A 22,261-nucleotide genomic window follows, 5' to 3' on the forward strand; every position below is an offset into this window, starting at 1 on the left:
CAAAAGCCTAACCATTTTTAAAATTAGGTAAAATTGTCACTTACAAATTATATTTTTGCAGTATGAATAAACCACTTGCAGAAAGACTACGACCACAAAAGTTAGAAGAATATTTAAGTCAAACTCACCTTATTGGCAAAAATGGATCTTTAAAAAATCAAATACAAAAGGGGATTATTCCTTCTTTAATTTTATGGGGACCTCCCGGTGTTGGTAAAACTACTCTAGCAAACATAATTGCTAATGAGACTGACAGGCCTTTTTTTACTTTAAGTGCTATAAGTAGCGGTGTAAAAGATGTAAGAGAAGTTATAGAAAAAGCAAAAAAACAAGATGGATTATTTACCACTAAAAACCCTATTTTATTTATAGATGAAATACATAGATTTAGTAAATCTCAACAAGATTCTTTATTAGGTGCAGTAGAAAAAGGTTGGGTAACTTTAATAGGTGCAACTACAGAAAATCCGAGTTTTGAAGTAATACCCGCATTGCTGTCCAGATGTCAGGTTTATGTATTAAAAGAGTTTAGTAAAGATGATTTACTTCAATTACTAAATAGAGCGATGACAGAAGATAAGGTTTTAGCAACCTATCAAATAGATTTAAAAGAAAGCGAATCTTTGTTAAAATTAAGTGGTGGTGATGCCAGAAAACTTCTAAACATATTTGAATTAATTGTGACTTCTGAAGATAGTAAAGAAGTGACAATTACCAATGATATGGTAGAACAGAAAATTCAAAAAAACACGGTTAGGTATGACAAAACTGGAGAGCAACATTATGATATTATTTCTGCTTTTATAAAATCTATTAGAGGGAGTGATCCTAATGCAGCTGTTTATTGGTTAGCCAGAATGATTGAAGGCGGAGAAGACGTGAAATTTATTGCGCGTAGGTTGTTAATTTTAGCTAGTGAAGATATTGGTAATGCTAACCCTACCGCTTTGCAAATTGCAAATAACACCTTTCAAGCGGTGACAACTATAGGCTACCCTGAAGCTAGAATAATATTAAGCCAATGTACTATTTACTTAGCTACTTCAGCAAAAAGTAATGCAAGTTATATGGCTATTAATAAAGCGCAGCAATTAGTAAAACAAACAGGTGATTTACCAGTACCATTACCTATAAGAAATGCGCCAACCAAATTGATGAAAGATTTGGGCTATGGAGATGGATATAAATATGCTCATAATTATGAAAATAACTTTACCCAAGCAGATTTTTTACCAGAAGAAGTGAAAAACACTACATTGTACCAACCAGGAAATAATAAAAGAGAAAAAGCTTTAAGAGAGTATCTTAAAGCTTTGTGGAATGGAAAATACGATTATTAATTACTTCAGTTTATAAAGAGTAACCTTTTCTAATTCTCCTGAGTTTTTATTAAAATATTCTATCTCTAAATCTTCTTTTTCATTAATAGTTACAGAACCATTAATTGTATCTGAATTAAATAAAATAGAATTATTACTAGTTACATTTATAAATGCTTTTTTATTTCCCGTTACACTGTGGGTTAAAACGTAACCTGCTTCTATTTTTGTTATTATATACTCTTCATTAAAAAGAGAATAGTTACCTAATAATTTTTCATCTAAACTTGGTTTAACTTGCTCTTCAACTTCTACAGTTTCTGTTGTTTCTTCTTCATAAAGACTTGTATTATCGTAAGAATTTTTACCATTATACTGATAATTGAAAGATGTAAAAGGAACAAAAGCTTCTTTTAAAGCTTCTTGATAAGCATCTTTATAGGTTTTTATTTTACTTCTCCCTTCAGTTTCATATATCACTTTATTATCACAGTCTTTTAAAACTAGTTTCAATTTGGTATGTAATGAAAAAAAACTTTCTGACTCGCTTTCTACCTCTGCATATAATGCTAAACATTTATTAAAAGCCAAATCTTTTGCTTTTTTTTCGACATCCATATAAGTAATATAGCCTTCTTCTTTAAATAAGTGCTTCGTTAAAGAGTTAAGCAAATACTTATTTTCTTCATCTTGAAATTTATATTGAACAGGGATTACTATATATTTATAGTAATTAACATTTTCTATTTCTTTTTGTGCATTAGCTTGTCTTGAAAATAATACACAAGCAATCAAGGCTAATAACCAACTAATTTTTTTCATTTTAAATTATCTCTAAAAGTTGTTTTAAATTTTTAATTTTTGTGCCAGAGTAATTAATTACACCCTGATCGTCATATAAAATGGCTTTTATCCCATAATTTTCTGCTCCCAAAATATCTGCTTCTAAATTATCTCCAATCATTAAACTTTGTTGAGAACTTGCCTTAGCTTTTTTTAAAGCATATTCAAATATTTCTGGATGCGGTTTTTTTACCCCAGCTTCTTCTGATGTGGTAATTGTTTTAAAATAATGATTTATTTTACTATTAATAATTTTTAGGTTTTGTACTTCAGAAAAACCATTAGTAATAACGTGCAAGTAATACTTTTGTTGCAAATAATTTAGGGTAGAATGAGCATCTGCAAACAAAAAATTATTTTTAGGTAAATAGGTAATATAATCATCAGACAGGGTATCTATAATATTTTTAGATACCGAGTAATTTAATTCTTGAAAAGTGTCATGCAAGCGCCCAAACCTTAAAGCCTCTTTACTTACTTGGTTATTTCTATACTTAGCCCAATAAAAATTATTAATAAGGGTATAGTTTTTCAGAAAAACTTCTACTTCTAATTCTATTTTATTTTTTTTAAATATTTCTGAAAAAGCAATTGTAGAATTTCTTTCAAAATCCCATAGGGTATGATCTAAGTCAAAAAAAACGTGTTTTAATTCTTTAACCATTATTAATCATTTTTACCAAATCAAATATTTTTTCGTCTTTGCCTGTTTTTTTAAAATCTGAATTTTTGAAAATTACAGCTAACGTCCCTTCTACTTCTCTTACGTGTTTTTGTATATTTTCTAACTTCTTTTTTATTTCAAAGAAAGAGAAGTTTTCAAAAGCACAACTATTTAAAGCAGGAGGATGTAAAATTAAGGGAGATATTCTTTCAAAATTAATATCATAAAATAAAAAAGAACTACAAGTTCCTGCTCTAAAGCCTGGCAAATCTACAAAAGCCATAGAGAAATCTTCTTTTATTTCTAGTTTATCAAAATTATTATATAGATCTGGCAGGTTTATATCAAAAAAATCACTTAAACATATTTCTAAGGGTCTATTTACAATTGCCTCCCATCTGTTTTTTTCTAATTTTAGTGTTTTAAACTTATAAAGAGCCTCAAAACCTGGTAGTAAACCAATTTTACCATAATCTCCCATAGATTTGATAAGTGCTTGGTATTTAGTTTTATTATAGCTTATATTTTTACTGTAAATACTATAATTACTTAACTGAAACATAAAATGCCAGTTTAAATTTTCTTTTTTAGAGAAATGAATTAAGGAGTCGTAAACATCATAAGGGTCATTTTTTAAATATAACAACACCTCTATTCTTTCTATAAACGTACTAATATTGAAATTAATCAGGTTTCTTAAGCTTGCACCGATGCTTCTTACAATTCCTTTTTTCTTGTATTTATATGCTTCTGCTACAGATAAAATATTTTTTGTAGAGTAATTTCTACTAGGTAAGTCTAAATGATCAAAACGTTCTTCTAGTTTTAATTTAAATTTATATGCCCAAATATCTACTACTGGTTGTTCTATAAAATTCTTTTTATAGGCTAAGCTTTCTTTAGCAGGAAATCTTCCGTACTCATCTTTTACGTGTGGTAAATATTCTTCATATCTACTCAACATATAAAATGATGCTGCAAAAATATCAAATGGTAAGTCACTGTCTTTAGATGCTCTAAAAAAACACACGGTGTTGTCCCATTTAGAAACTCTAACCTCTGTATCACTAAAACCTTGTTCTGATAATAAACCAGACTGTTGTATAAAAAGCTCATTTCCTAATTTTTGCTTTCCGTAAGAAAGCTTCATTCCTTCATAAGCAATAAACTCTTCTATTTTAGAAGTGAATTTAATTTTTAAACCCAAAATATGTGTACAAATATGCCTAAATGTATAATTAATTCTAGGGGTTACTGCACTTACATAAATTAATAATTTGGGTGTATCACTCATAAAATACCTTCGTTTGCAAAGCTAAAATAAGCCTTTTGCGTTACAATTAAATGGTCTAGTACTTTAATATCTAAACTTTCTCCTGCTGTTTTAATTTTTTGAGTAAGTTGTTTGTCTGCTGCACTTGGTTGTAATGTACCAGAGGGATGGTTGTGTGCTAATATTAATGATGTAGCACCTACTTCTAACGCGTACTTAAATGCTAACCGAACATCTACCAAAGTACCCGTCATTCCACCTTTACTAAGTTGTAGTTTTTGCAATATTCGGTTAGAATTATTTAAATAAATAATCCAAAATTCTTCGTGACCCAAATCTCCTATTATGGGTTGCATTACCTCAAAAACTGTATCTGCAGAGGTAACTTGCTTTCGTTCTATAGCCTCCTCACCTCTTCGTCTTCTACCCAGCTCCATTGCTGCAACTATCGTAATTGCTTTTGCCTCCCCTATACCTTTAAACTTTGTAAGTTGTTTTACAGATAATTTACCAAGATCATTCAACTTATTTTCACAAGAGTCCAAAATACGTTTAGATAATTGTACTGCGCTTTCTTCTCTACTACCAGAACCTATTAAAATAGCTATCAGCTCTGCATCACTCAAACTCATTTTCCCTTTCTGAAGTAATTTTTCACGAGGCCGATCTCCTTCTGCCCAGTTTTTTATAGAAAATGGTTTTTGGTCTTGCATATAATAATCTTTCTTTAAAGATAATTAATTTATCAAGAAGAAGTAAATACGCAGAAAATCTAAGTAATGTATAGGCTTAAAAAGTTAGTAAGGTTTAGAAGAATGTTTATTTGTATAGCTCTCCGTATTTAAATAAGCTTTAAGAAGATTATTAATTACAGTATTAAAAAAACCAAATCTAAAATTAGAAGAACATAAAATACAAAAATTAGCACTTCTAATTTTTTTTTAAATTGAAATGATATAAAAATTACAAGAAGAGCTAATAAAGGAATAACCGCTCCTGATACAATTCTTAAAGAATAAAATGATTTGCTTTCTGACGTACGTAATTGATACCAATTTACTTCTTTAAATAATGTAGAAACTGAATATTCAATTTTTTCTGATTCCCAATTAGATCTAGAAAATTCTTTTGATACCCAAAATTCGTGCTTGTTGGTAACTGCTCTATAAGAATAATGATGATTTTGTGCGGCGTTATAAGATTTTTGCTTTTCGGTTATCACATCTAACACCTCATCGTGAATCACTTTTCCTGGCCAAACAAAATCTATTAAAATTACTAGTGATAATAAACAAAATAGGGAGTTTAATATTAAAATTGTTTTATTTTTCAACATAAGCATCTATTAGATTTTATATTAAACTCCTTCTTTGTTTTATGTTATTTCATATAAATTAAAGCCATTCTTTAACCTGGTCAAAATCTAAACCTCCATAATTACCACTACTCATAAATAAAACTACAGAGTTTACAAATGCTTCTGTTTTTAAATATTCTTGAAATAACTGCGGATTGGTATAAACCTTTAAATTTTTATGCTGAAATGCTTCTGCTATCTGATCGCTATTAATTTCGTTTAACCGCTTTAACTGCACTGCTTCTGGAGAGTAAAATACAATGGCTTTATCTGCCGCATCTAAAGCATTTTTATATTGCTGAAGAAATTCTTCATCTAAACTACTATAGGTATGCAACTCTAAACATGCTACTAATTGTTTTTCTGGAAACTGCTCTTTTACAGCTGTTGTGGTTGCTTTTACTTTAGAGGGACTATGTGCAAAGTCTTTGTAAGCTAAAGTGCCTCTTACTTCGCCTATTTTCTCTAAACGCTTAGATGCGCCTTTAAAAGTAGAAATTGCTTCATAAAAATCTTCTTCATCTATACCCATATGCTGGCAAATCCATTTGGCACCAGCAAGATTACTTAGGTTATGCTTCCCAAAAACTTCTATTGGCATATCTCCTTCTGGAGTTACTAAAAATGTTTCGCCATTCTCTACAAAATACTCTGGTGTAAAATATGGATGTTTTCTAGTAGGTTTTGTTGCTCCTTCTGCAATTTGTTTTACCACAGGATCTTCTTCATTATAAACCAAAATACTTCCGTTTACCATAGACTCTGTAAACAATTGAAACTGTTCTATGTAGTTTTCAAAAGTTGGAAAAACATTGATATGATCCCAAGCAATACCACTTAACAAAGCAATATTAGGTTGATATAAATGAAATTTTGGTCGTCTATCTATTGGTGAAGATAAATACTCGTCTCCTTCTAACAACATAAAATCATTATCCTCTGTAAGATGCACCATAGTATCAAAACCTTCTAATTGTGCACCTACCATAAAATCTACTTCTTTATCGTGGTAATGCAATACATGCAAAATCATAGAAGTAATGGTTGTTTTTCCGTGAGAACCACCAATTACCACTCTGGTTTTATCTTTACTCTGCTCATATAAAAACTCTGGGTAAGAGTAAATTTTTAAGCCTAACTCTTGGGCTCTTTGAAGCTCTGGATTGTCTTCTTTTGCGTGCATTCCTAAAATAACAGCATCAATATCTGAATTAATTTTGTTAGAAAACCAACCCATTTCTTCTGGTAATAAACCTTTATTTTCTAATCTAGATTTTGAAGGCTCAAAAATAGCATCATCACTACCTGTTACTTGATCTCCTTTTTCATGTAATGCCAAGGCTAAATTGTGCATGGCGCTACCGCCTATTGCTATAAAATGTACACGCATAAGTATTCTTTAAAAATAAAAAAGTAAAGATATTAAAATTAGAAAGCTTGGCAGAATGCTTTCTTTATAAATAAGACCAATCTTTTTGCGGATGGTTTTCTTTGGCTTCTTTTAATAAAAAAGCTGCCTTTTGTTTTTCGTTGGTTTTGTTTTTATACAGCTGTATAAGCTTCTCGTAACAAGTAATAGATTTTCCTACTTTTAAAGCGTTTTTGTAGTAAGCTTCTGCTTGGTTATAATCTTTTTCTTCCACAGCTATATATCCTTTAGCCAGCCAACCATCTACTTCACTTATATTTTGCAATTGGTTTGCATATTGGTAAGAGGTTTCTGCACTCCCTCCCAAAATACCAGGCAACTGCATATACAGCTCTACTAATGCCCAACGAGATTCTATATGTGTGGCATCTAATTGAGCCGCTTTCTTTAAATAATACTTAATATCTGAAATATAAAAAGCTGCTTGCATTTTAGAAAGTGTAAGTGCTTTTAAACCTAAAGCTCCACCATACTTAAAATTATAATTAGCATTATCTGGATGGGCTTCTACCAAAGTCTCGTAAAAATTTAATGCCTCGTCCCACTCTTTTTGGTGCGCAGCAATATCTCCCAAATATTCTTGCGCTTTTAAGTAATAACTATTAGAAGATTCTACTTGATTAAAATGCGTTTTTGCACTTTCCCAGTTTTCAGCATCAAAAAATTCTACCCCTTTTTTAAAAGAGGTTTGAGCATTTAGAGCAATACTAAACAGAATAAATAAGTATAGAAGATGTTTTTTCACATTTCAAAAGTAACAAAAGTGCTGCCAAAGTAACTTAATCTATTTTAATAAACACAATAGAATTAAATTAAGAATTACTTTATAAAAATAAAAATATGTTTTAGAAAATTATTCTTCTGGCGGATAGTTTTCTAAAGCCTCATTTACTATCTCTGTAAAGAAAAGCATTCTCTCTTCTGGAGTTGCATTTTCTTTAATTTTATGTTCTACCACTGCTTGCCAATATAACTCATTATCTATTGCATTAGCAAATTCTAGAGTTACACTCATATACACTTTACTAGTACCTAAAGGCACACCGCTAGAAACACCGCCACCAACAGCACCTGCGCCACCTCCTACTCCAATACCTATGGTATTGTTATTTTGTTTCTTAAAAATTTCTGTGTAAAAATTAATTTTAAAATCTGGTATTTCTGTTAACGTATATCCTTCTTCTTGAAGTTTTACTGTCAGAGCTTTTTTTAATCTTTCTTCATCTAATTGATTTAAACCAGAATCCATTTCTGGATAAAAATTAAAAGATTGAAATTGATTAAAACTAATATTCTGGTCATAATCAAAATATGCTTTGGGTCCGCCACAAGAAGTGAGAAGCATTAAGAATATAAAAGAGGCAAAGGCAAATAATCGTTTCATAGTATTTTATTTAGTCTATTAAAAATAAGAAAAACAATTGTTTTACTACGTATATATTAGACTTAATAAAAAAAGCGAAAACCTTAACAGTTTCCGCTTTTTTGTTATCTAAGCTTTTTTTAATGTTTAAGCATCAAGCTTAATTTAATTCTGAATTGCTACCCTTCAGGATCTTTATTTAAAATCTCCCATAACTTATCTTTTAACTCCATTAAGCCTAATTGCGCTACAGATGAAATAAATACGTACGGAATTTCTTTAAAATCTTTTTGTAACTGATCGTCTAACTCGTTTTTCAACTCCTCATCAAGCATATCTGTTTTAGATATTGCTATGACTCTGTCTTTATCTAAAAGCTCTGGATTATAACGTCGTAATTCATCTAGCAAAATTTCATATTGCTTATACACATCTGGCGCATCACAAGGTATTAAAAATAATAAAGTTGAATTACGTTCAATATGTCTTAAAAATCGATATCCTAAACCTTTACCTTCTGCAGCTCCTTCTATAATTCCAGGAATATCTGCCATAACAAAACTTTGGTAATCGCGGTACTTTACAATTCCTAAGTTTGGCTTTAAGGTAGTAAACTCATAATTGGCAATTTTTGGCTTAGCTGATGTTATTACAGACAATAAGGTAGATTTACCAGCATTAGGGAAACCTACTAAGCCAACATCTGCTAGTACTTTTAATTCTAGCGTAATGTTCTTTTCTTGTCCATCTATACCTGGTTGAGAGTAACGTGGTGTTTGGTTAGTAGAAGATTTAAAATGCCAGTTACCGCGACCGCCCATACCACCTTCGGCTACAATTACCTCTTGGTTATGGTAAGTCACCTCATCTATAATCTCTTCTGTATCTGTATCTCTAATAACAGTCCCTAAAGGCACATCTATGTAAACATCATCTCCATCTGCTCCTGTACTACGTTGCTTACTACCGTTACCACCGTGACCTGCTTTTATATGGCGCTTAAAACTAAACTCAATTAGCGTCCACAAATTCTCATTTCCTCTTAAGATTACGTGACCACCACGACCTCCATCACCACCATCTGGGCCTCCTTTTTCTATGTATTTCTCACGATGTAAGTGAGTAGAACCGCTACCTCCTTTTCCTGAAGATACGTGCAGTTTAACATAATCTATAAAATTTCCTTCTCTCATACAGAATCTTTAATTTCATACAATACTAGATAAGCATTATATGTATAACCTTCTTAATATTTATAATCTTTTTGATTAATTATAAAACTAGTAGTATCAAATTATAATTGATCTACTACTTTACTTAATCTTTGTGTAATTTCATCTATACTACCTACACCGTCTACTCCAAAATACTTGTCTTGTTTTTTGTAGTAGTTTTTTAGAATTGCAGTTTCATCATAATACACTTTAATTCTATTTCTTATCACACTCTCGTCTGCATCATCTGCACGACCAGAAGTTTTACCACGCTCTAATAAACGTTGAACTAGCACCTCATCTTCTACTTCTAACGCAATCATGGCGTTAACAGAATCGTTTTTGCTTTCTAACAATTTATCTAAAGCACCGGCTTGAGCCTCTGTACGTGGAAAACCATCAAAAATAATTCCTTTTGCTTCTGGATGCTTTTCTACTTCTGCATTAAGCATATTAATAGTTACCTCATCTGGCACTAACTGACCTTTATCTATAAAAGATTTTGCAGTCTTACCCAGCTCTGTTTCGTTTTTAATATTGTAACGAAAAACATCTCCGGTAGATATATGCACTAATTCGTATTTCTTTTTTAAAATATCTGCTTGTGTTCCTTTTCCGGCTCCTGGAGGGCCAAACAATACAATGTTTGTCATCGTAGTTTTATTTTAGTTGATATATTTCTGGTAAATTTCTTCCTAATCCGTCATAATCTAAACCATACCCTACAATAAACTTGTTTGGTATTTCTAGCCCAATATAATCTATTTTATAAGACTTTTTATATGCTTCTGGCTTGTAACAAAGCGTAGCTATACGATAACTTGCCACTTCTTCTGCTTCTAAAATTTTTACAATTTCTGAAATGGTGTTACCAGTATCTACAATATCTTCTACAACAATTACATCTTTCCCTTTTAAATTGCCTACGCCTATTAAATTTTGAATATTTCCTGTAGAAGTAGTACCAGCATAAGATTTTAATTTGGTAAACTCTACTTCACAGTTTCCTGTTATTTTTTTGGTTAAAGCTGCAGTAAATGCATAAGCTCCGTTTAAAACTCCTAAGAAAAGTGGCGTTTTATGGGTATAGTCTTTATTTATTTGCTGAGCTACTTTAGCAATTGCTTCTTCAATTTCTGTTGAAGTAATAAAAGGAACAAAGCTTAAGTCGTGTATTTGAAGCATGTTAGGGTGAGTTTTTCTCCTCAATTATTTTGCAAAGATAAGGATTACAGAGAGAAAGCCTATTTTTTCGTTAAATCTCTTAAAAAGATTTATTTTTGCTGAAATTAATAGCGTTAGGGATAGTAGCGGCATCCTTTTTTGTTTGTCTATACGAGCGGAGCTAAGAAGTATAGACGAACAAAAAAGATATAGCGAATAGCCCGACCCACAGGGAAACGCCCATAATCATTGAATATAAAAAACGTATGCATAATTATTTTTCTTCAGATTTTAAACTAGGTATTTTAGGCGGTGGGCAATTAGGTAAAATGATGTTGTATGACACGCGCAAATACGATATAAAAACCTATGTACTAGACCCAAGTACAGAAGCGCCTTGTAAAATTGCTTGTGATGTTTTTGAGCAAGGAGATTTGATGGACTTTGATACCGTGGTGAATTTTGGTAGAAAAGTAGATGTGTTAACATTTGAGATTGAACTGGTTAACGTAGATGCTTTAGAGAAGTTAGAGAGTGAAGGCAAAAAGGTTTACCCTTCTGCTGCTACCTTACGTAAAATTCAAGATAAAGGTGTACAAAAACAATTTTATGCCGAAAAAGAAATACCAACGGCAGATTTTAATGTATTTACTAGCAAAACCGATTTAACTAAAGCTATTGCTAAAAACGAATGGCAATACCCATTTGTTTGGAAAAGTTGTACGGGTGGTTATGATGGTAAAGGGGTTTCTGTAATTAGAAAAGAAGAAGATTTAACTGGCTTACCAGAGGCTTCTTGTATTGCAGAAAAAATGATTCCGTTTAAAAATGAATTGGCTGTAATTGTTTCTAGAAATGTATCTGGAGAAGTAAAAACATATCCGGTAGTAGAAATGGAATTTCACCCAGAAGCCAACCAAGTAGAATATGTAATTTGTCCTGCAAGAATTGAAAATCACGTGGCAGAAAAAGCAAGAGCTATTGCTACAAAAGTTTCTGAAAGTTTTGAGCACGTAGGTTTATTGGCTGTAGAAATGTTCCAAACAGAAGAGGATGAAATTTTAGTGAATGAAGTTGCACCAAGACCCCACAATAGCGGTCATTATAGTATTGAAGCGAGTTTTACCAATCAGTTTGAGCAACACCTTCGTGCGATTTTAGATTTGCCGTTGGGTGAAACGGAAAGTAAAGTTGGTGGTGTGATGGTAAATTTAGTGGGAGATGAAAATCACGAAGGCCAAGTACATTACCAAAACATTGAGAAAATTATGCAAATGCCTGGAGTTACTCCACACATTTACGGTAAAAAACAAACGAGACCGTTTAGAAAAATGGGACACGTAACCATTGTAAATAAAGATTTAAGCGAGGCTAGAAAAATTGCAGAAGAAGTAAAGAAAGAAATTAAAGTAATTAGTAAGAGTTAGAGGTTAGAGGTTAGAGGTTAGAGGTTGATAAATGTAACGTCATCCTGAACTTTATTCAGGATCACATCATTTTAAGTTATTTTTTAAATACCCTCTATGAGATTCCGGATCAAGTCCGGAATGACGAGAAAATTATAAAATTAATAAAAGCTTAAGGCTAATTTTAAAGAGCCAAAAGCAAAAAAATAAAAATATGAGTAAAGTAGGTATTATTATGGGAAGCACAAGTGATCTTCCTGTAATGCAAGAAGCAGTAGATATTTTAAAAGGTTTTGATATTGAGGTAGAAGTAGATATTGTCTCGGCTCACAGAACTCCAGAAAAATTATTCGACTACGGTAAAAATGCACACGAACGTGGTTTTAAAGTTATTATCGCCGGTGCTGGCGGTGCAGCTCACCTACCTGGGATGATTGCCTCTCTTTCTCCGTTACCAGTGATTGGTGTTCCTGTAAAGTCTAGAAACTCTATTGATGGTTGGGATTCTGTACTTTCTATTTTACAAATGCCAGGTGGCGTTCCGGTAGCAACGGTTGCTTTAGACGGAGCTAAAAATGCTGGGATTCTTGCTGCGCAAATTATTGGTGCTGCAGATAAATGTGTACTAGATAAAATTTTAGTTTACAAAGAAGGCCTTAAACAAAAAGTGATTCAAGGTGCTGAAGAAATGAAAAAGAAGTAAGTAGGATTTTTTTTATTCTACTAATTCGTAATAATTGAAATGAACGTCATTCCGGACTTGATCCGGAATCTCACCATGCTTTGAGTTGAGAACCTGAATCAAGTTCAGGTTGACGTACTTATTTAAAAAACAAAAACCTTCTCAGTTAGAGAAGGTTTTTGTTTTAACAGCCCCAACATTCAAAGATTTTTTGCATATTTATAGAAGTTATATATTCAACTTCAATTATGCTTAAAACTTACTTACCGCTTGTACTAACTTTTTTATTTTTTCTACCCTTAGCTGCTCAAAATCTATCGGGTTCGCTTTTTAGTAAAGAAACCAATGAAAGTATTCCTTACACTTCTGTAGAAATTGGGAAAAACTACGGTGTCATCACTAATAACGAAGGTGAATTTCAAATTAACGTCGATCGTTTTACTGAGAGAGACTCGCTTCGTTTTTCATCTTTAGGTTATCAATCGATGCGAATTGCGTTGAAAGATTTTGTACAAGACACGATTATTTATTTAAAAGAAGATGTAAGTGAATTAGAAGATGTTTATTTGATCAACAAAAAACTTTCTCCGCAAGAAATTTTGGCAAAGGTGAATGAGAATTTACCTAAAAACTACAACTATAGCTTAAGACAGTACGACCTATTTATTAGAAATGAAAGCGACAATGAAATTCTCGATGCCGATTTTGAAATTAACAAGGCTACTTTTTTAGATAAAAAAGTCACTAAAAAATTCAACAGTGAATTAGAAGAATTATTGAAAAAGAGCAAGAATGTTACTTCAAAATCGTATTCAGAAAAATTTATTCGTGTTTCGTTGGGTAAAAAAATAGACAGTCTAAAAATCGATATTCAAAAAGCTACCGTTTTAAAAGATACCACACAATCGAGTGATGTAGAAGGTTTTTCTTCGGAAGTAATGAAAAAAATAGGTCAGAATCTTAACAGCGAAAATACTTTTAAAGTAAAAAGCGGAATTATACCGATAGACGATTCTTTAAAAGTTGGAAAAAACTTTAAAGTAAAAACCAAAAAAAGTGATTCTATTTACACCAAAAATCTCAAAGAAAGTTATGTAGATTATTTTAAATATAATGACAAATTAAATTTGGATGATTTTGATTTTGTAAGCGAGTACGAAGATTATGTGTATACTATTGAAGATATCACCAGTTTTAACGGAGAAATGGTGTATATTTTATCGTTTGAACCTGATCGTGGTCGTGCCGATTATTTAGGTAAACTTTACGTTTCTGCTGAAAGTTTTGCGATCATTAAAGCAGAATATCATTTAGAAGAAGGCGAAAAAGCTTCTGGTATCAATCTTAAATTTTTATTAGGGATCAAAGCTGAGCAAACGAAAGACACCGGCTTAATCATTTTCAAAAAGAATGAAAATAACACCTACGATCCTGTTTATGTTAAAAGTGAAACCAACCAATATGTTTACTTAAATCGTAGTTTTAAATTTAAAGAAAATACGGATGACCGTTCTAAGCGAATCAAATTTAAGTTTGAAATGCTTGTCGAAAATCAATCTAATACGAACCACGAGATTTTGTTTGTGAACTCTTCACCGATAACTTCAGAACAATTTAATAGCACCGAAGAAAACAAAGGCCAAAAACTAGACTACATTAAAAAATACGATGCTACAGTTTGGGAAGGTTACAATATTATTTCTCCTAATCAAGAGTTAGAAGAATTTGAATTTTAATTATGTATGAAGATTAAATTTTCTTTGTTCATCTCTTTCTTTTGTTTGATATCAACTTCGATCATAGCACAAGAAATGGAAGTTTTCATAGGACATAAACAATCTAAAGCTCCCATTGCGTATGCTCAAATATTTTTAAACCACAAGATTATTGGCTTTTCCAATAGTAAAGGAATACTTGATTTAAATACTAAAGATTTAAAAAAGTCGGATAGCATTAAACTTACTGCTATTGGTTACAGAACAAACTACCTCTCTATAGAAAAACTCTCTCATAAAGATTCTATTTTTTTAGATGAAGAGATTCAAACCTTAGAAAGCGTTTTCATTGTAGATAAAGCCCTAACAGCTCGTGAAATTATTGAAAAAGCCAAAAAAAATATTCTTAAAAACTATAAGTTAGATTCTCTAAATTTTAAAATACACAAAACAGAAACAAGAACTTACGAGTTTGAACAATTTGACATAAAGGCTAAAAAACTTACGCTAATATTAGAAAAAGACAATAGAAAACAATTTGAAGAACGTTTAGAGAAGTATATAGACAGTATGAATAATACTACACATTTAAGTAGAAAATCTTACACATTTTTATTTAAACAGTTACCATACGACCGTCCTAAAATTAAAAAAATTGGAGATACAAAGTTTTTCAGGACATCTCACGATCCTTTAAGTGTTATTACTTGGAGTTACACCTTAGAGAAAGCTCTTATTCCATTTTTAAATACCGACCTTAACTATAAAGTAAAATCTGGTGCAATTCCTTTTGAACGTTCTTATAAAGTAAGCGACGAAACTAATGATAACAACGAGAAAAATTATTTCAAAAAAGACTGGTATCAAAAAAATATTTTAAATCCTCTTGAATATGATTTTTTAAAGAACAGTGACGATTATGATTTCTTTATTGAAAAAACAGTACAACTTGATGATAACCTATACTATCACTTAAGTTTTTCTCCGGAAAGAAATCATAAAAAAGTGGAAGGTCAACTTTTTGTTTCTGTTGAAGATTTTGGACTATTAAAAGGGAACTTTCAACTTGTTGATGGTAAAAGTCTTGAAAATATAAATCTTAAATTAGTATTAGGTGCAGCAATAAAAAAGAATAAGCACGAGGTAACTTTTGGATATATCCATAAAACAAATGGAAAATACATTCCTAAATATTTTTCTATTAAAAATGGAGAATACAATTACTTACATCGAGATTACCGAATGAAGTTTGTTAATGATAAATGGCTTAAAGCAAATGATAAAGTTACTACTACTCTACTCTTGGAAGGACAAGGTTTAGAGTTAACCGAAATTACTTTTGAAGAAAACCATTAAAAATTCAGCAAATAAAAAAATCGTTATCTCTTATTTTTAATCATAAATTTAAAATACAACCACCTTGCAAGTTGTCCACCAATTATACCTGGTATAATACAATAGAGAAAAATTTCTAAAAAAGTCATAATCTATTAATTTAGGATTATAAAAACTTCATCAACTAAACAGTTTTATAGCGTTTACAAATATATTTTATATATAAAATTCTAACCTTTTTTTGACTAAAATTTAAGACCGCAACTCTCCTACTCTTTGTATCTTTACGTTTGTACAGAAAAATAAATTATGAGTCAGGAAAACCCTTTATTGGAGCCTTTTGATGCTGCTCCATTTTCTAAGATAAAAAACGAACATTTTAAACCGGCTTTTCAAGAAGCTATTGCCAAAGCAAAAGCCGAAATCAATAACATTACTTCTAACGAAGAAGCACCAACTTTTAAGAATACCTTAGAAGCTTTAGAATTTGCAGGTGAAACCTTAAGTCGAGTTTCGAGCATATTTTTCAACTTAAATTCGGCTGAAACGAATGAAGAAATTCAGAAAATAGCGCAAGAAGTTTCTCCTTGGTTAAGTGAATTTAGTAATGATCTCACCTTAAATGAAGAGCTTTTTAAGCGCGTTAAAGCTGTTTACGAGCAAAAAGACAGCTTAGAACTGAGTGTAGAACAAAAAACACTGCTCGATAAACACTACAAGAGTTTCACCAGAAACGGAGCTAATTTACCAGAAGATAAAAAAGAGCAACTTCGAGAAATTGACAAAGAGCTTTCTAAACTTTCACTTTCTTTTGGTGAAAATGTTTTAGCAGAAACCAATCGTTATGAACTGCACGTTGAAGACGAAAAAGACTTAAAAGGTTTACCGGAAAGCGAATTAGAAAATGCTAATTTATTAGCCAAAACCAAAGGAAAAACCGGCTATATTTTTACGCTTCAATACCCGAGTTATATTCCGTTTATGAAGTATGCAGAAAACCGAGAACTGCGTAAAAAGTTAGCAATTGCTTTTGGAGCGAAAGGTTTTCAGAATGACGAATACGACAATCAAGAAAATGTATTAAAGATTGCAAAACTGCGTCACCAGCGTGCTAATTTGTTAGGTTATAAAACCCACGCGCATTTTGTCTTAGAAGAGCGAATGGCAAAAAGCCCTGAAAAAGTAAATGACTTTTTAAATGAAATGCTTGAAAAAGCAAAACCTGCTGCAGAACAAGAATTTCAAGAATTAGAGCAATTTGCTAAAGAATTAGACGGCATTGATCATTTAGAAAAATGGGACAGCGCTTATTATGCTGAAAAGTTGAAGCAAAAGCGTTTTCAGCTAGATGATGAACAATTGAAACCTTATTTTAAACTTGACAATGTAATCCACGGAGTTTTTACGGTAGCCAAAAAATTATATGATCTTCATTTTAATGAAGTTTTCGACATAGATAAATACCACGAAGAAGTAAAAACTTACGAGGTTTACGATGGTGATCATAACTTTATGGCTCTATTTTATGCCGATTTTCACCCAAGAGAAGGCAAAAGAAATGGCGCTTGGATGACCATTTATAAAGACCAAAAAGTGAAAGACGGTAAAAATGAGCGTCCGCATGTTTCTAACGTTTGTAATTTTACGCGACCAACTTCTAAAAAACCATCTCTATTAACGTTTAATGAAGTTACTACTTTATTTCACGAGTTTGGTCACGGCTTACACGGGATGTTGGCTAACTCCACCTACCCAAGTTTATCTGGAGCTTCAGTCTATTGGGATTTTGTAGAATTACCGAGCCAAGTTTTAGAAAACTGGTGCTACGAGCCAGAAGCATTAGAACTATTTGCGCGCCATTATGAAACCAATGAAGTGATCCCGATGGAAATGATCGAGAAGATTAAAAAATCGGCTAACTTTCACGAAGGGATGCAAACCGTTCGCCAGCTAAGTTTCGGAATGTTAGATATGGCTTGGCACGCTGTCGATCCTTCAGCAATCAATTCTGTAAAAGAAAATGAATTAAAAGCTTTTGAAGCGACAAAATTATATCCTGACGTTGCCGAAAACTGTATGAGTACTTCGTTCTCTCATATTTTTCAAGGTGGTTATTCTGCAGGTTATTATTCTTACAAATGGGCAGAAGTGTTAGATGCCGATGCATTTGCGTATTTTCAGGAAGAAGGAATTTTTAACAAAAAAGTAGCCGATAAATTTAAAGATAATATTTTAAGCAAAGGTGGCACAGAAGACCCAATGGTTTTATATAAACGTTTCCGCGGAAAAGAACCAAATCCGGAAGCTTTATTAAAACGAGCAGGGCTGATTTAATTATAAATCTTAGTATAAAAAATCCCGAACAGACTTGTTCGGGATTTTTTATTTTACTTTATCTGGATTTTTACTTACAAAAGAAGCCCAACCAGAATAACTTTTTCCAGTTTCTACACGACTTGAATTATAAAAATGACAAACTGCAGCAGCCAATCCGTCTGTAGAGTCTAGATTTTTAGGTAAACTTTTTAGCTTCAAAGTACTTTGCAGCATCTTTGCTACTTGCTCTTTACTTGCATTACCATTACCCGTGATCGCCATTTTAATTTTTTTAGGCGAATATTCTGTAACAGGTATATCTCTACTTAAACCAGCTGCCATTGCCACGCCTTGCGCTCTACCCAACTTTAGCATAGACTGCACATTTTTACCAAAAAATGGCGCTTCAATAGCAATTTCATCTGGGTGATAGGTTTCAATTAAATCTATAGTACGTTCAAAAATCAGCTTTAATTTTACATAGTGATCGTCATACTTTTTCAGCATCAACTCGTTTAATTGCATAAACTGCATTTGCTTACCTACTACTTTAATTAATCCAAACCCCATAATGGTAGTACCGGGATCAATCCCTAAGATGATTTTTTCTGTTTTCAAACTAAATATTTGTTTCTTTGCATATGCGCTCTCACAAAACTAAGCAATTGTTTTTACTACTTTTTAAAGTAGCTTTAGTTTCTGCCATTTGTTTTTTTATTTATTATAAAATTTATACGCACCAAGCGGTTAATAAAGCTTCTTTCTCTATAATATTTCCTCTATTACACTTTAAGTGGATAGTTTTGTTATTAATTTTTACTGGAGTTAATTGGTTTTTAGAAGTTATAAAATGGAAAAATTTAATTGCTTTTTTTAAAAATATCTCTTTGAAAGAAAGTTTACGGCAAGTTTTAATGTCTCATTCTATTAGTATTTTAACCCCAAATAGAATTGGTGAGTATGGAGTTAAATCTTTGTTTTATAAAAATAAAGATTGGAAAAAAATTGTTTTTTTAAATGCTTTTGGCAATTTAGCACAGTTATTAACCACTATAACTTTAGGAGGTTTAGGTATTTTTTATTTGGTTAGAAAATCTCCAGATTTATTGCATTATTTTTCTTTAGTAAAGTTTATTGTTTTTATTTTAAGCTTTTGTGCTTTGCTTTATTTTATAAAAAAATTCTCTATATTTTCTAGACAAATAGATACAACCAAACGTGTATTAAAACAATTAAACACATCTATTAAAGTAAAAGTAACCTTACTATCGTTTTTACGCTACTTAATATTTAGTCATCAATTTTATTTTTTGCTAATTATTTTTCAAGTAGAGATAGACTATTTTACCGCAATGTCTTGTATAACATCTATGTATTTATTTGCCTCTCTTGTACCAAGTATTTTCTTTTTAGATGCAGTAATAAAAGGAGGAGTGGCAATATTTTTATTTTCTTTTTTTAATATAGATGAAGTTTCTATTTTAATAACAAGCTTACTTATGTGGATATTCAATTTTGCATTGCCTGCTGTAATCGGTAGTTTTTATATATTCCATTTTAAATCTAACCTAAAATTTAATCTGAATTCATTTTTATGGAAATTGTAATTATTGCCGGTCTTGTCACACTATTATATTGCGGATTAATGATTTGGTTTTTAATAGGAATTAAACAATTAAAAACCATAAAAGACACTTTTGAAAAAGAGGAAGTAAAATTTTCTATTTGTATTCCGTTTAGAAATGAAGCTGAAAATTTACCAAGTCTTTTAGAAAGTATACGCTTACTAAACTACCCTTGTAATTTCTATGAAGTTTTACTAATTAATGATTGTTCTACAGATCATTCTGAACAAATTGTTCATGATTTTATTAGAGAGAATAACTCATTATCTATAAGTTTGCTTCAAAATAATGAAAAAGCAACTTCTCCCAAGAAAGAAGCATTACTTAAAGCTATTTTGCATGCAAACTACGCTTATTTAATTACTACAGATGCAGATTGTAAATTGCCTAAAAACTGGTTACAATATTTTAATACTTGTATAGTAAAAGAAAAATCTGAATTTATTGCGGGACCTGTAATTTACAAAGCTTCTTCTACTTTTTTAAATAGATTTCAGTCTTTAGATTTTTTAAGTTTACAAGCTGCTACTTTAGCAGGATTTGGAAATAACCATCCCTTTTTGTGTAACGGTGCTAATTTATGTTTTCAGAAAAAAGCATTTTTAAACGTAAACGGTTACCAAGAGAATACACAAATAGCCAGCGGAGATGATATTTTTCTATTAGAAAAAATGGTGAAAGTAAAAGCTAAAATGCAATACGTAGCAAATTATAAAGCGAGTGTAAAAACATTACCTCCCCAATCTTGGAGAGCATTAATCCAACAAAGAATACGTTGGGCTTCAAAAACCTCTGCTTACCAAAATAAACACAGCAGGTTAACTGCTATTTTAGTGTTTTTAATGAATTTATTAATATTACTTATGTTGGTACTTGCTTTGGCTAATATTACTTCTTGGCAAGCATTTTTGGTACTATTTGCTATTAAATTAAATATAGATTTCTTTGTTTTACACCAAACTGCTAGGTTTTATCACCAAGAAGAACTTATGAAAAGTTATGTAACCGTAGCTTTTTTTCATCCTTTATTTATACTAATGTGTTGTATTTTATCATTTTTTAAAAGCTATGAATGGAAGGGAAGATCTTTTAAGCAATAACTACTTGAATTTGAAGCTTTAAATACACTCTCTCATTAAAAATTGATTATTTTTACCTCTAAATAAAAACTCCTTTCATGAAAAAATTTATAGCAATTATTTGCTTTGCCGTAGTAAGCGTTAGTATGTACGCTCAAAAACAATTTACTATTGATAATGAAAATTTAGAGCTATTTACTGCTGTTGAAGGAGATATCACTTTATTATGGAATACTATTGATGGGAAATACAGGTATTTTGTGGTAAAAAAAGATAAAACTTACGAGCTTACCAACACAAGAGGAGGAGAAAAAAACAAATTTCAATCTGAATACAAAGAAATTTTAAATAATATAACCCCAGAAACTGGTTTTCCTACCGATAATGTAAAACTTACTCTTGGTAGCTTAAAAAAATATGTAAACAGCCACAATGCAAGTTTAGATAGAACTTATGAGCCTAAAGTAGATACTGTAAATGCACAAGTAAGATTAGGCCTTTTTGGTGGAGTTACTAATGCTATATATTCTCCAAATCCAGATAATGAAACAACTTCTGTTGCTGGATTAGAATTAGAATTTTTCAGTAGTAAAAAACTTAACCGTCATTCTATATTTACGCAATTAAGACATGTTTTTGAAAAAGATTCATATCAATTTACTCATACAGGTTTAAGTATAAATTACCGTTTTAAAATTATAAATTCAGAATGGTTTCATTTTTATGCAGAAGCAGAATTAGTAGAGGTTTATTATTACGAAGAGCCTAGATATATTAATAATTTAGAAACTGGAGTTGCTACAGAAGAAGAAAGTATAAATGACTTTGGTATGGATTTACCTATTAGTTTTGGAGTAGGTATGGCTATAAAAATTGCAGAAGGTAGTTATTTAACCTTAAGCTATAATGATTTTGTTGCACTTGGTATAGATGATAATGGAGAGTTTCCTATAGATTTTACAGCAGGACTAAAATTTGATCTTTAATCTTGAGAAGAGATTACCAATGGTAATTTAAATGATGTTTTTACAGGTATACCTCGCTTTCTAGCGGGGTATATTTTTGGAAGTTCATTTACAGAAACCTCTAACCACTTATGAAGTTCTGGTATTTTTTCTTGTATAAATGTAGAAACCTCTACAGAATCTAAATTAGGTTTTCCGTTAGAAGAAATAGAAATAAACAACATCATTTTTTCTTCTATAGAATCTGAAAGAATTACCTTTTTTTGTGAAAGAGAAGTATAAATTTTTTGCGTAAATAATTTTTCAAAACAAGATTTTTTCTCTTGTTTATTATCTATAGGCTCACATATTTTAAAAGAAGGATATACCTCTACCTCTGTCCAATTAAATTCTTTTAACTCTTCTTCTACAATTTCATCAGAAGAAATTTTCTTGGTTTCAAAGTTTTGGCAACCTAAACAAAAAAGTAACAGCAAAAGGTAACTATACTTCATAGAAGTAAAATTAAGTAT

22 protein-coding genes are annotated in these 22,261 nt (G+C 31.1%); 9 read left to right on the forward strand and 13 right to left on the reverse strand.

The annotated features are described in order from the left end of the window. The first annotated feature begins 62 nt into the window (after window positions 1–62). Complete coding sequence (locus BUC03_RS02575) at window positions 63–1,340, forward strand: replication-associated recombination protein A (RefSeq protein WP_073147909.1); 1,278 nt, start codon at window positions 63–65, stop codon at window positions 1,338–1,340. Here BUC03_RS02575 and BUC03_RS02580 read toward each other — a convergent pair whose 3' ends face one another. The 11 genes from BUC03_RS02580 to hpt form a co-directional block, all read right to left on the reverse strand. Next, on the reverse strand, window positions 1,341–2,141 hold the full coding sequence (locus tag BUC03_RS02580) for a hypothetical protein (RefSeq protein ID WP_073147911.1): 801 nt from the start codon (window positions 2,139–2,141) through the stop codon (window positions 1,341–1,343). 1 nt (window position 2,142) lies between these two features. After that, window positions 2,143–2,826 carry a YjjG family noncanonical pyrimidine nucleotidase gene (locus tag BUC03_RS02585; protein ID WP_073147913.1) on the reverse strand — a complete coding sequence of 228 codons (684 nt, stop codon included), beginning with the start codon at window positions 2,824–2,826 and terminating at the stop codon, window positions 2,143–2,145. Then, entirely contained in the window at window positions 2,819–4,120 is a 1,302-nt protein-coding gene (locus BUC03_RS02590) for a DUF7033 domain-containing protein (protein ID WP_073147915.1), read from the reverse strand. Before BUC03_RS02590 ends, BUC03_RS02585 begins: the two co-directional genes overlap by 8 nt. Beyond that, the gene (gene radC / locus BUC03_RS02595) at window positions 4,117–4,812 is read right to left on the reverse strand and encodes a RadC family protein (protein ID WP_073147917.1); all 696 of its coding nucleotides are present in this window, start codon (window positions 4,810–4,812) and stop codon (window positions 4,117–4,119) included. The genes BUC03_RS02590 and radC overlap by 4 nt, the downstream gene beginning before the upstream one ends. A 155-nt stretch (window positions 4,813–4,967) precedes the next feature. Continuing rightward, on the reverse strand, window positions 4,968–5,435 hold the full coding sequence (locus BUC03_RS02600; protein ID WP_084112751.1) for a hypothetical protein: 468 nt from the start codon (window positions 5,433–5,435) through the stop codon (window positions 4,968–4,970). Window positions 5,436–5,493: 58 nt separating this feature from the next. Continuing rightward, entirely contained in the window at window positions 5,494–6,846 is a 1,353-nt protein-coding gene (locus BUC03_RS02605) for a UDP-N-acetylmuramate--L-alanine ligase (protein WP_073147921.1), read from the reverse strand. A 64-nt stretch (window positions 6,847–6,910) separates the two neighbouring features. Continuing rightward, window positions 6,911–7,630, reverse strand: a complete 720-nt coding sequence (locus BUC03_RS02610; protein WP_073147923.1) for a tetratricopeptide repeat protein — start codon at window positions 7,628–7,630, stop codon at window positions 6,911–6,913. A gap of 108 nt (window positions 7,631–7,738) precedes the next feature. Then, complete coding sequence (locus BUC03_RS02615) at window positions 7,739–8,269, reverse strand: DUF4136 domain-containing protein (RefSeq protein WP_073147925.1); 531 nt, start codon at window positions 8,267–8,269, stop codon at window positions 7,739–7,741. A gap of 158 nt (window positions 8,270–8,427) precedes the next feature. Further along, on the reverse strand, window positions 8,428–9,441 hold the full coding sequence (gene obgE, locus BUC03_RS02620; protein WP_073147927.1) for a GTPase ObgE: 1,014 nt from the start codon (window positions 9,439–9,441) through the stop codon (window positions 8,428–8,430). A gap of 101 nt (window positions 9,442–9,542) precedes the next feature. After that, window positions 9,543–10,115, reverse strand: coding sequence for an adenylate kinase (locus tag BUC03_RS02625; protein WP_073147929.1), 573 nt, complete (start codon window positions 10,113–10,115; stop codon window positions 9,543–9,545). 7 nt (window positions 10,116–10,122) lie between these two features. Beyond that, complete coding sequence (hpt, locus tag BUC03_RS02630) at window positions 10,123–10,647, reverse strand: hypoxanthine phosphoribosyltransferase (protein ID WP_073147931.1); 525 nt, start codon at window positions 10,645–10,647, stop codon at window positions 10,123–10,125. Between the two features lie 245 nt (window positions 10,648–10,892). Here hpt and BUC03_RS02635 point away from each other — a divergent pair, with 245 nt between their 5' ends. From BUC03_RS02635 to BUC03_RS02655, 5 genes are all read left to right on the forward strand, one after another. Continuing rightward, a complete protein-coding gene (locus BUC03_RS02635; protein WP_073147933.1) occupies window positions 10,893–12,053 on the forward strand; it encodes a 5-(carboxyamino)imidazole ribonucleotide synthase in 1,161 nt (386 codons plus the stop codon). 193 nt (window positions 12,054–12,246) lie between these two features. Then, a complete protein-coding gene (purE, locus tag BUC03_RS02640; RefSeq protein ID WP_073147935.1) occupies window positions 12,247–12,735 on the forward strand; it encodes a 5-(carboxyamino)imidazole ribonucleotide mutase in 489 nt (162 codons plus the stop codon). A gap of 227 nt (window positions 12,736–12,962) precedes the next feature. Next, complete coding sequence (locus tag BUC03_RS02645; protein ID WP_073147937.1) at window positions 12,963–14,450, forward strand: carboxypeptidase-like regulatory domain-containing protein; 1,488 nt, start codon at window positions 12,963–12,965, stop codon at window positions 14,448–14,450. A 75-nt stretch (window positions 14,451–14,525) separates the two neighbouring features. Further along, window positions 14,526–15,785: a hypothetical protein gene (locus BUC03_RS02650; protein ID WP_073147939.1), complete on the forward strand. Its 1,260-nt coding sequence runs from the start codon at window positions 14,526–14,528 to the stop codon at window positions 15,783–15,785. A 288-nt stretch (window positions 15,786–16,073) separates the two neighbouring features. Next, on the forward strand, window positions 16,074–18,098 hold the full coding sequence (locus BUC03_RS02655) for a M3 family metallopeptidase (RefSeq protein ID WP_073147941.1): 2,025 nt from the start codon (window positions 16,074–16,076) through the stop codon (window positions 18,096–18,098). 48 nt (window positions 18,099–18,146) lie between these two features. Here BUC03_RS02655 and ruvC read toward each other — a convergent pair whose 3' ends face one another. Then, window positions 18,147–18,698, reverse strand: coding sequence for a crossover junction endodeoxyribonuclease RuvC (ruvC, locus tag BUC03_RS02660; protein ID WP_073147943.1), 552 nt, complete (start codon window positions 18,696–18,698; stop codon window positions 18,147–18,149). A gap of 47 nt (window positions 18,699–18,745) precedes the next feature. Between ruvC and BUC03_RS02665 the strand changes: the two genes are divergently transcribed. The 3 genes from BUC03_RS02665 to BUC03_RS02675 all read left to right on the forward strand — a co-directional run bounded on the left by BUC03_RS02665 (window position 18,746) and on the right by BUC03_RS02675 (window position 21,770). Continuing rightward, a complete protein-coding gene (locus BUC03_RS02665; RefSeq protein WP_159432691.1) occupies window positions 18,746–19,687 on the forward strand; it encodes a lysylphosphatidylglycerol synthase transmembrane domain-containing protein in 942 nt (313 codons plus the stop codon). After that, complete coding sequence (locus BUC03_RS02670; protein WP_073147947.1) at window positions 19,675–20,805, forward strand: glycosyltransferase; 1,131 nt, start codon at window positions 19,675–19,677, stop codon at window positions 20,803–20,805. Before BUC03_RS02665 ends, BUC03_RS02670 begins: the two co-directional genes overlap by 13 nt. 77 nt (window positions 20,806–20,882) lie before the next feature. Further along, entirely contained in the window at window positions 20,883–21,770 is an 888-nt protein-coding gene (locus BUC03_RS02675; protein ID WP_073147949.1) for a hypothetical protein, read from the forward strand. On the opposite strand, the gene BUC03_RS02680 is transcribed toward BUC03_RS02675, so the two are convergent. Further along, a complete protein-coding gene (locus BUC03_RS02680) occupies window positions 21,767–22,243 on the reverse strand; it encodes a hypothetical protein (protein ID WP_073147951.1) in 477 nt (158 codons plus the stop codon). The two genes, BUC03_RS02675 and BUC03_RS02680, sit on opposite strands and share 4 nt — an antisense overlap. Window positions 22,244–22,261 lie beyond the last annotated feature (18 nt).

This window comes from Mesonia phycicola (assembly GCF_900141885.1).
In the GTDB taxonomy this organism is placed as follows: Bacteria; Bacteroidota; Bacteroidia; order Flavobacteriales; family Flavobacteriaceae; genus Mesonia; species Mesonia phycicola.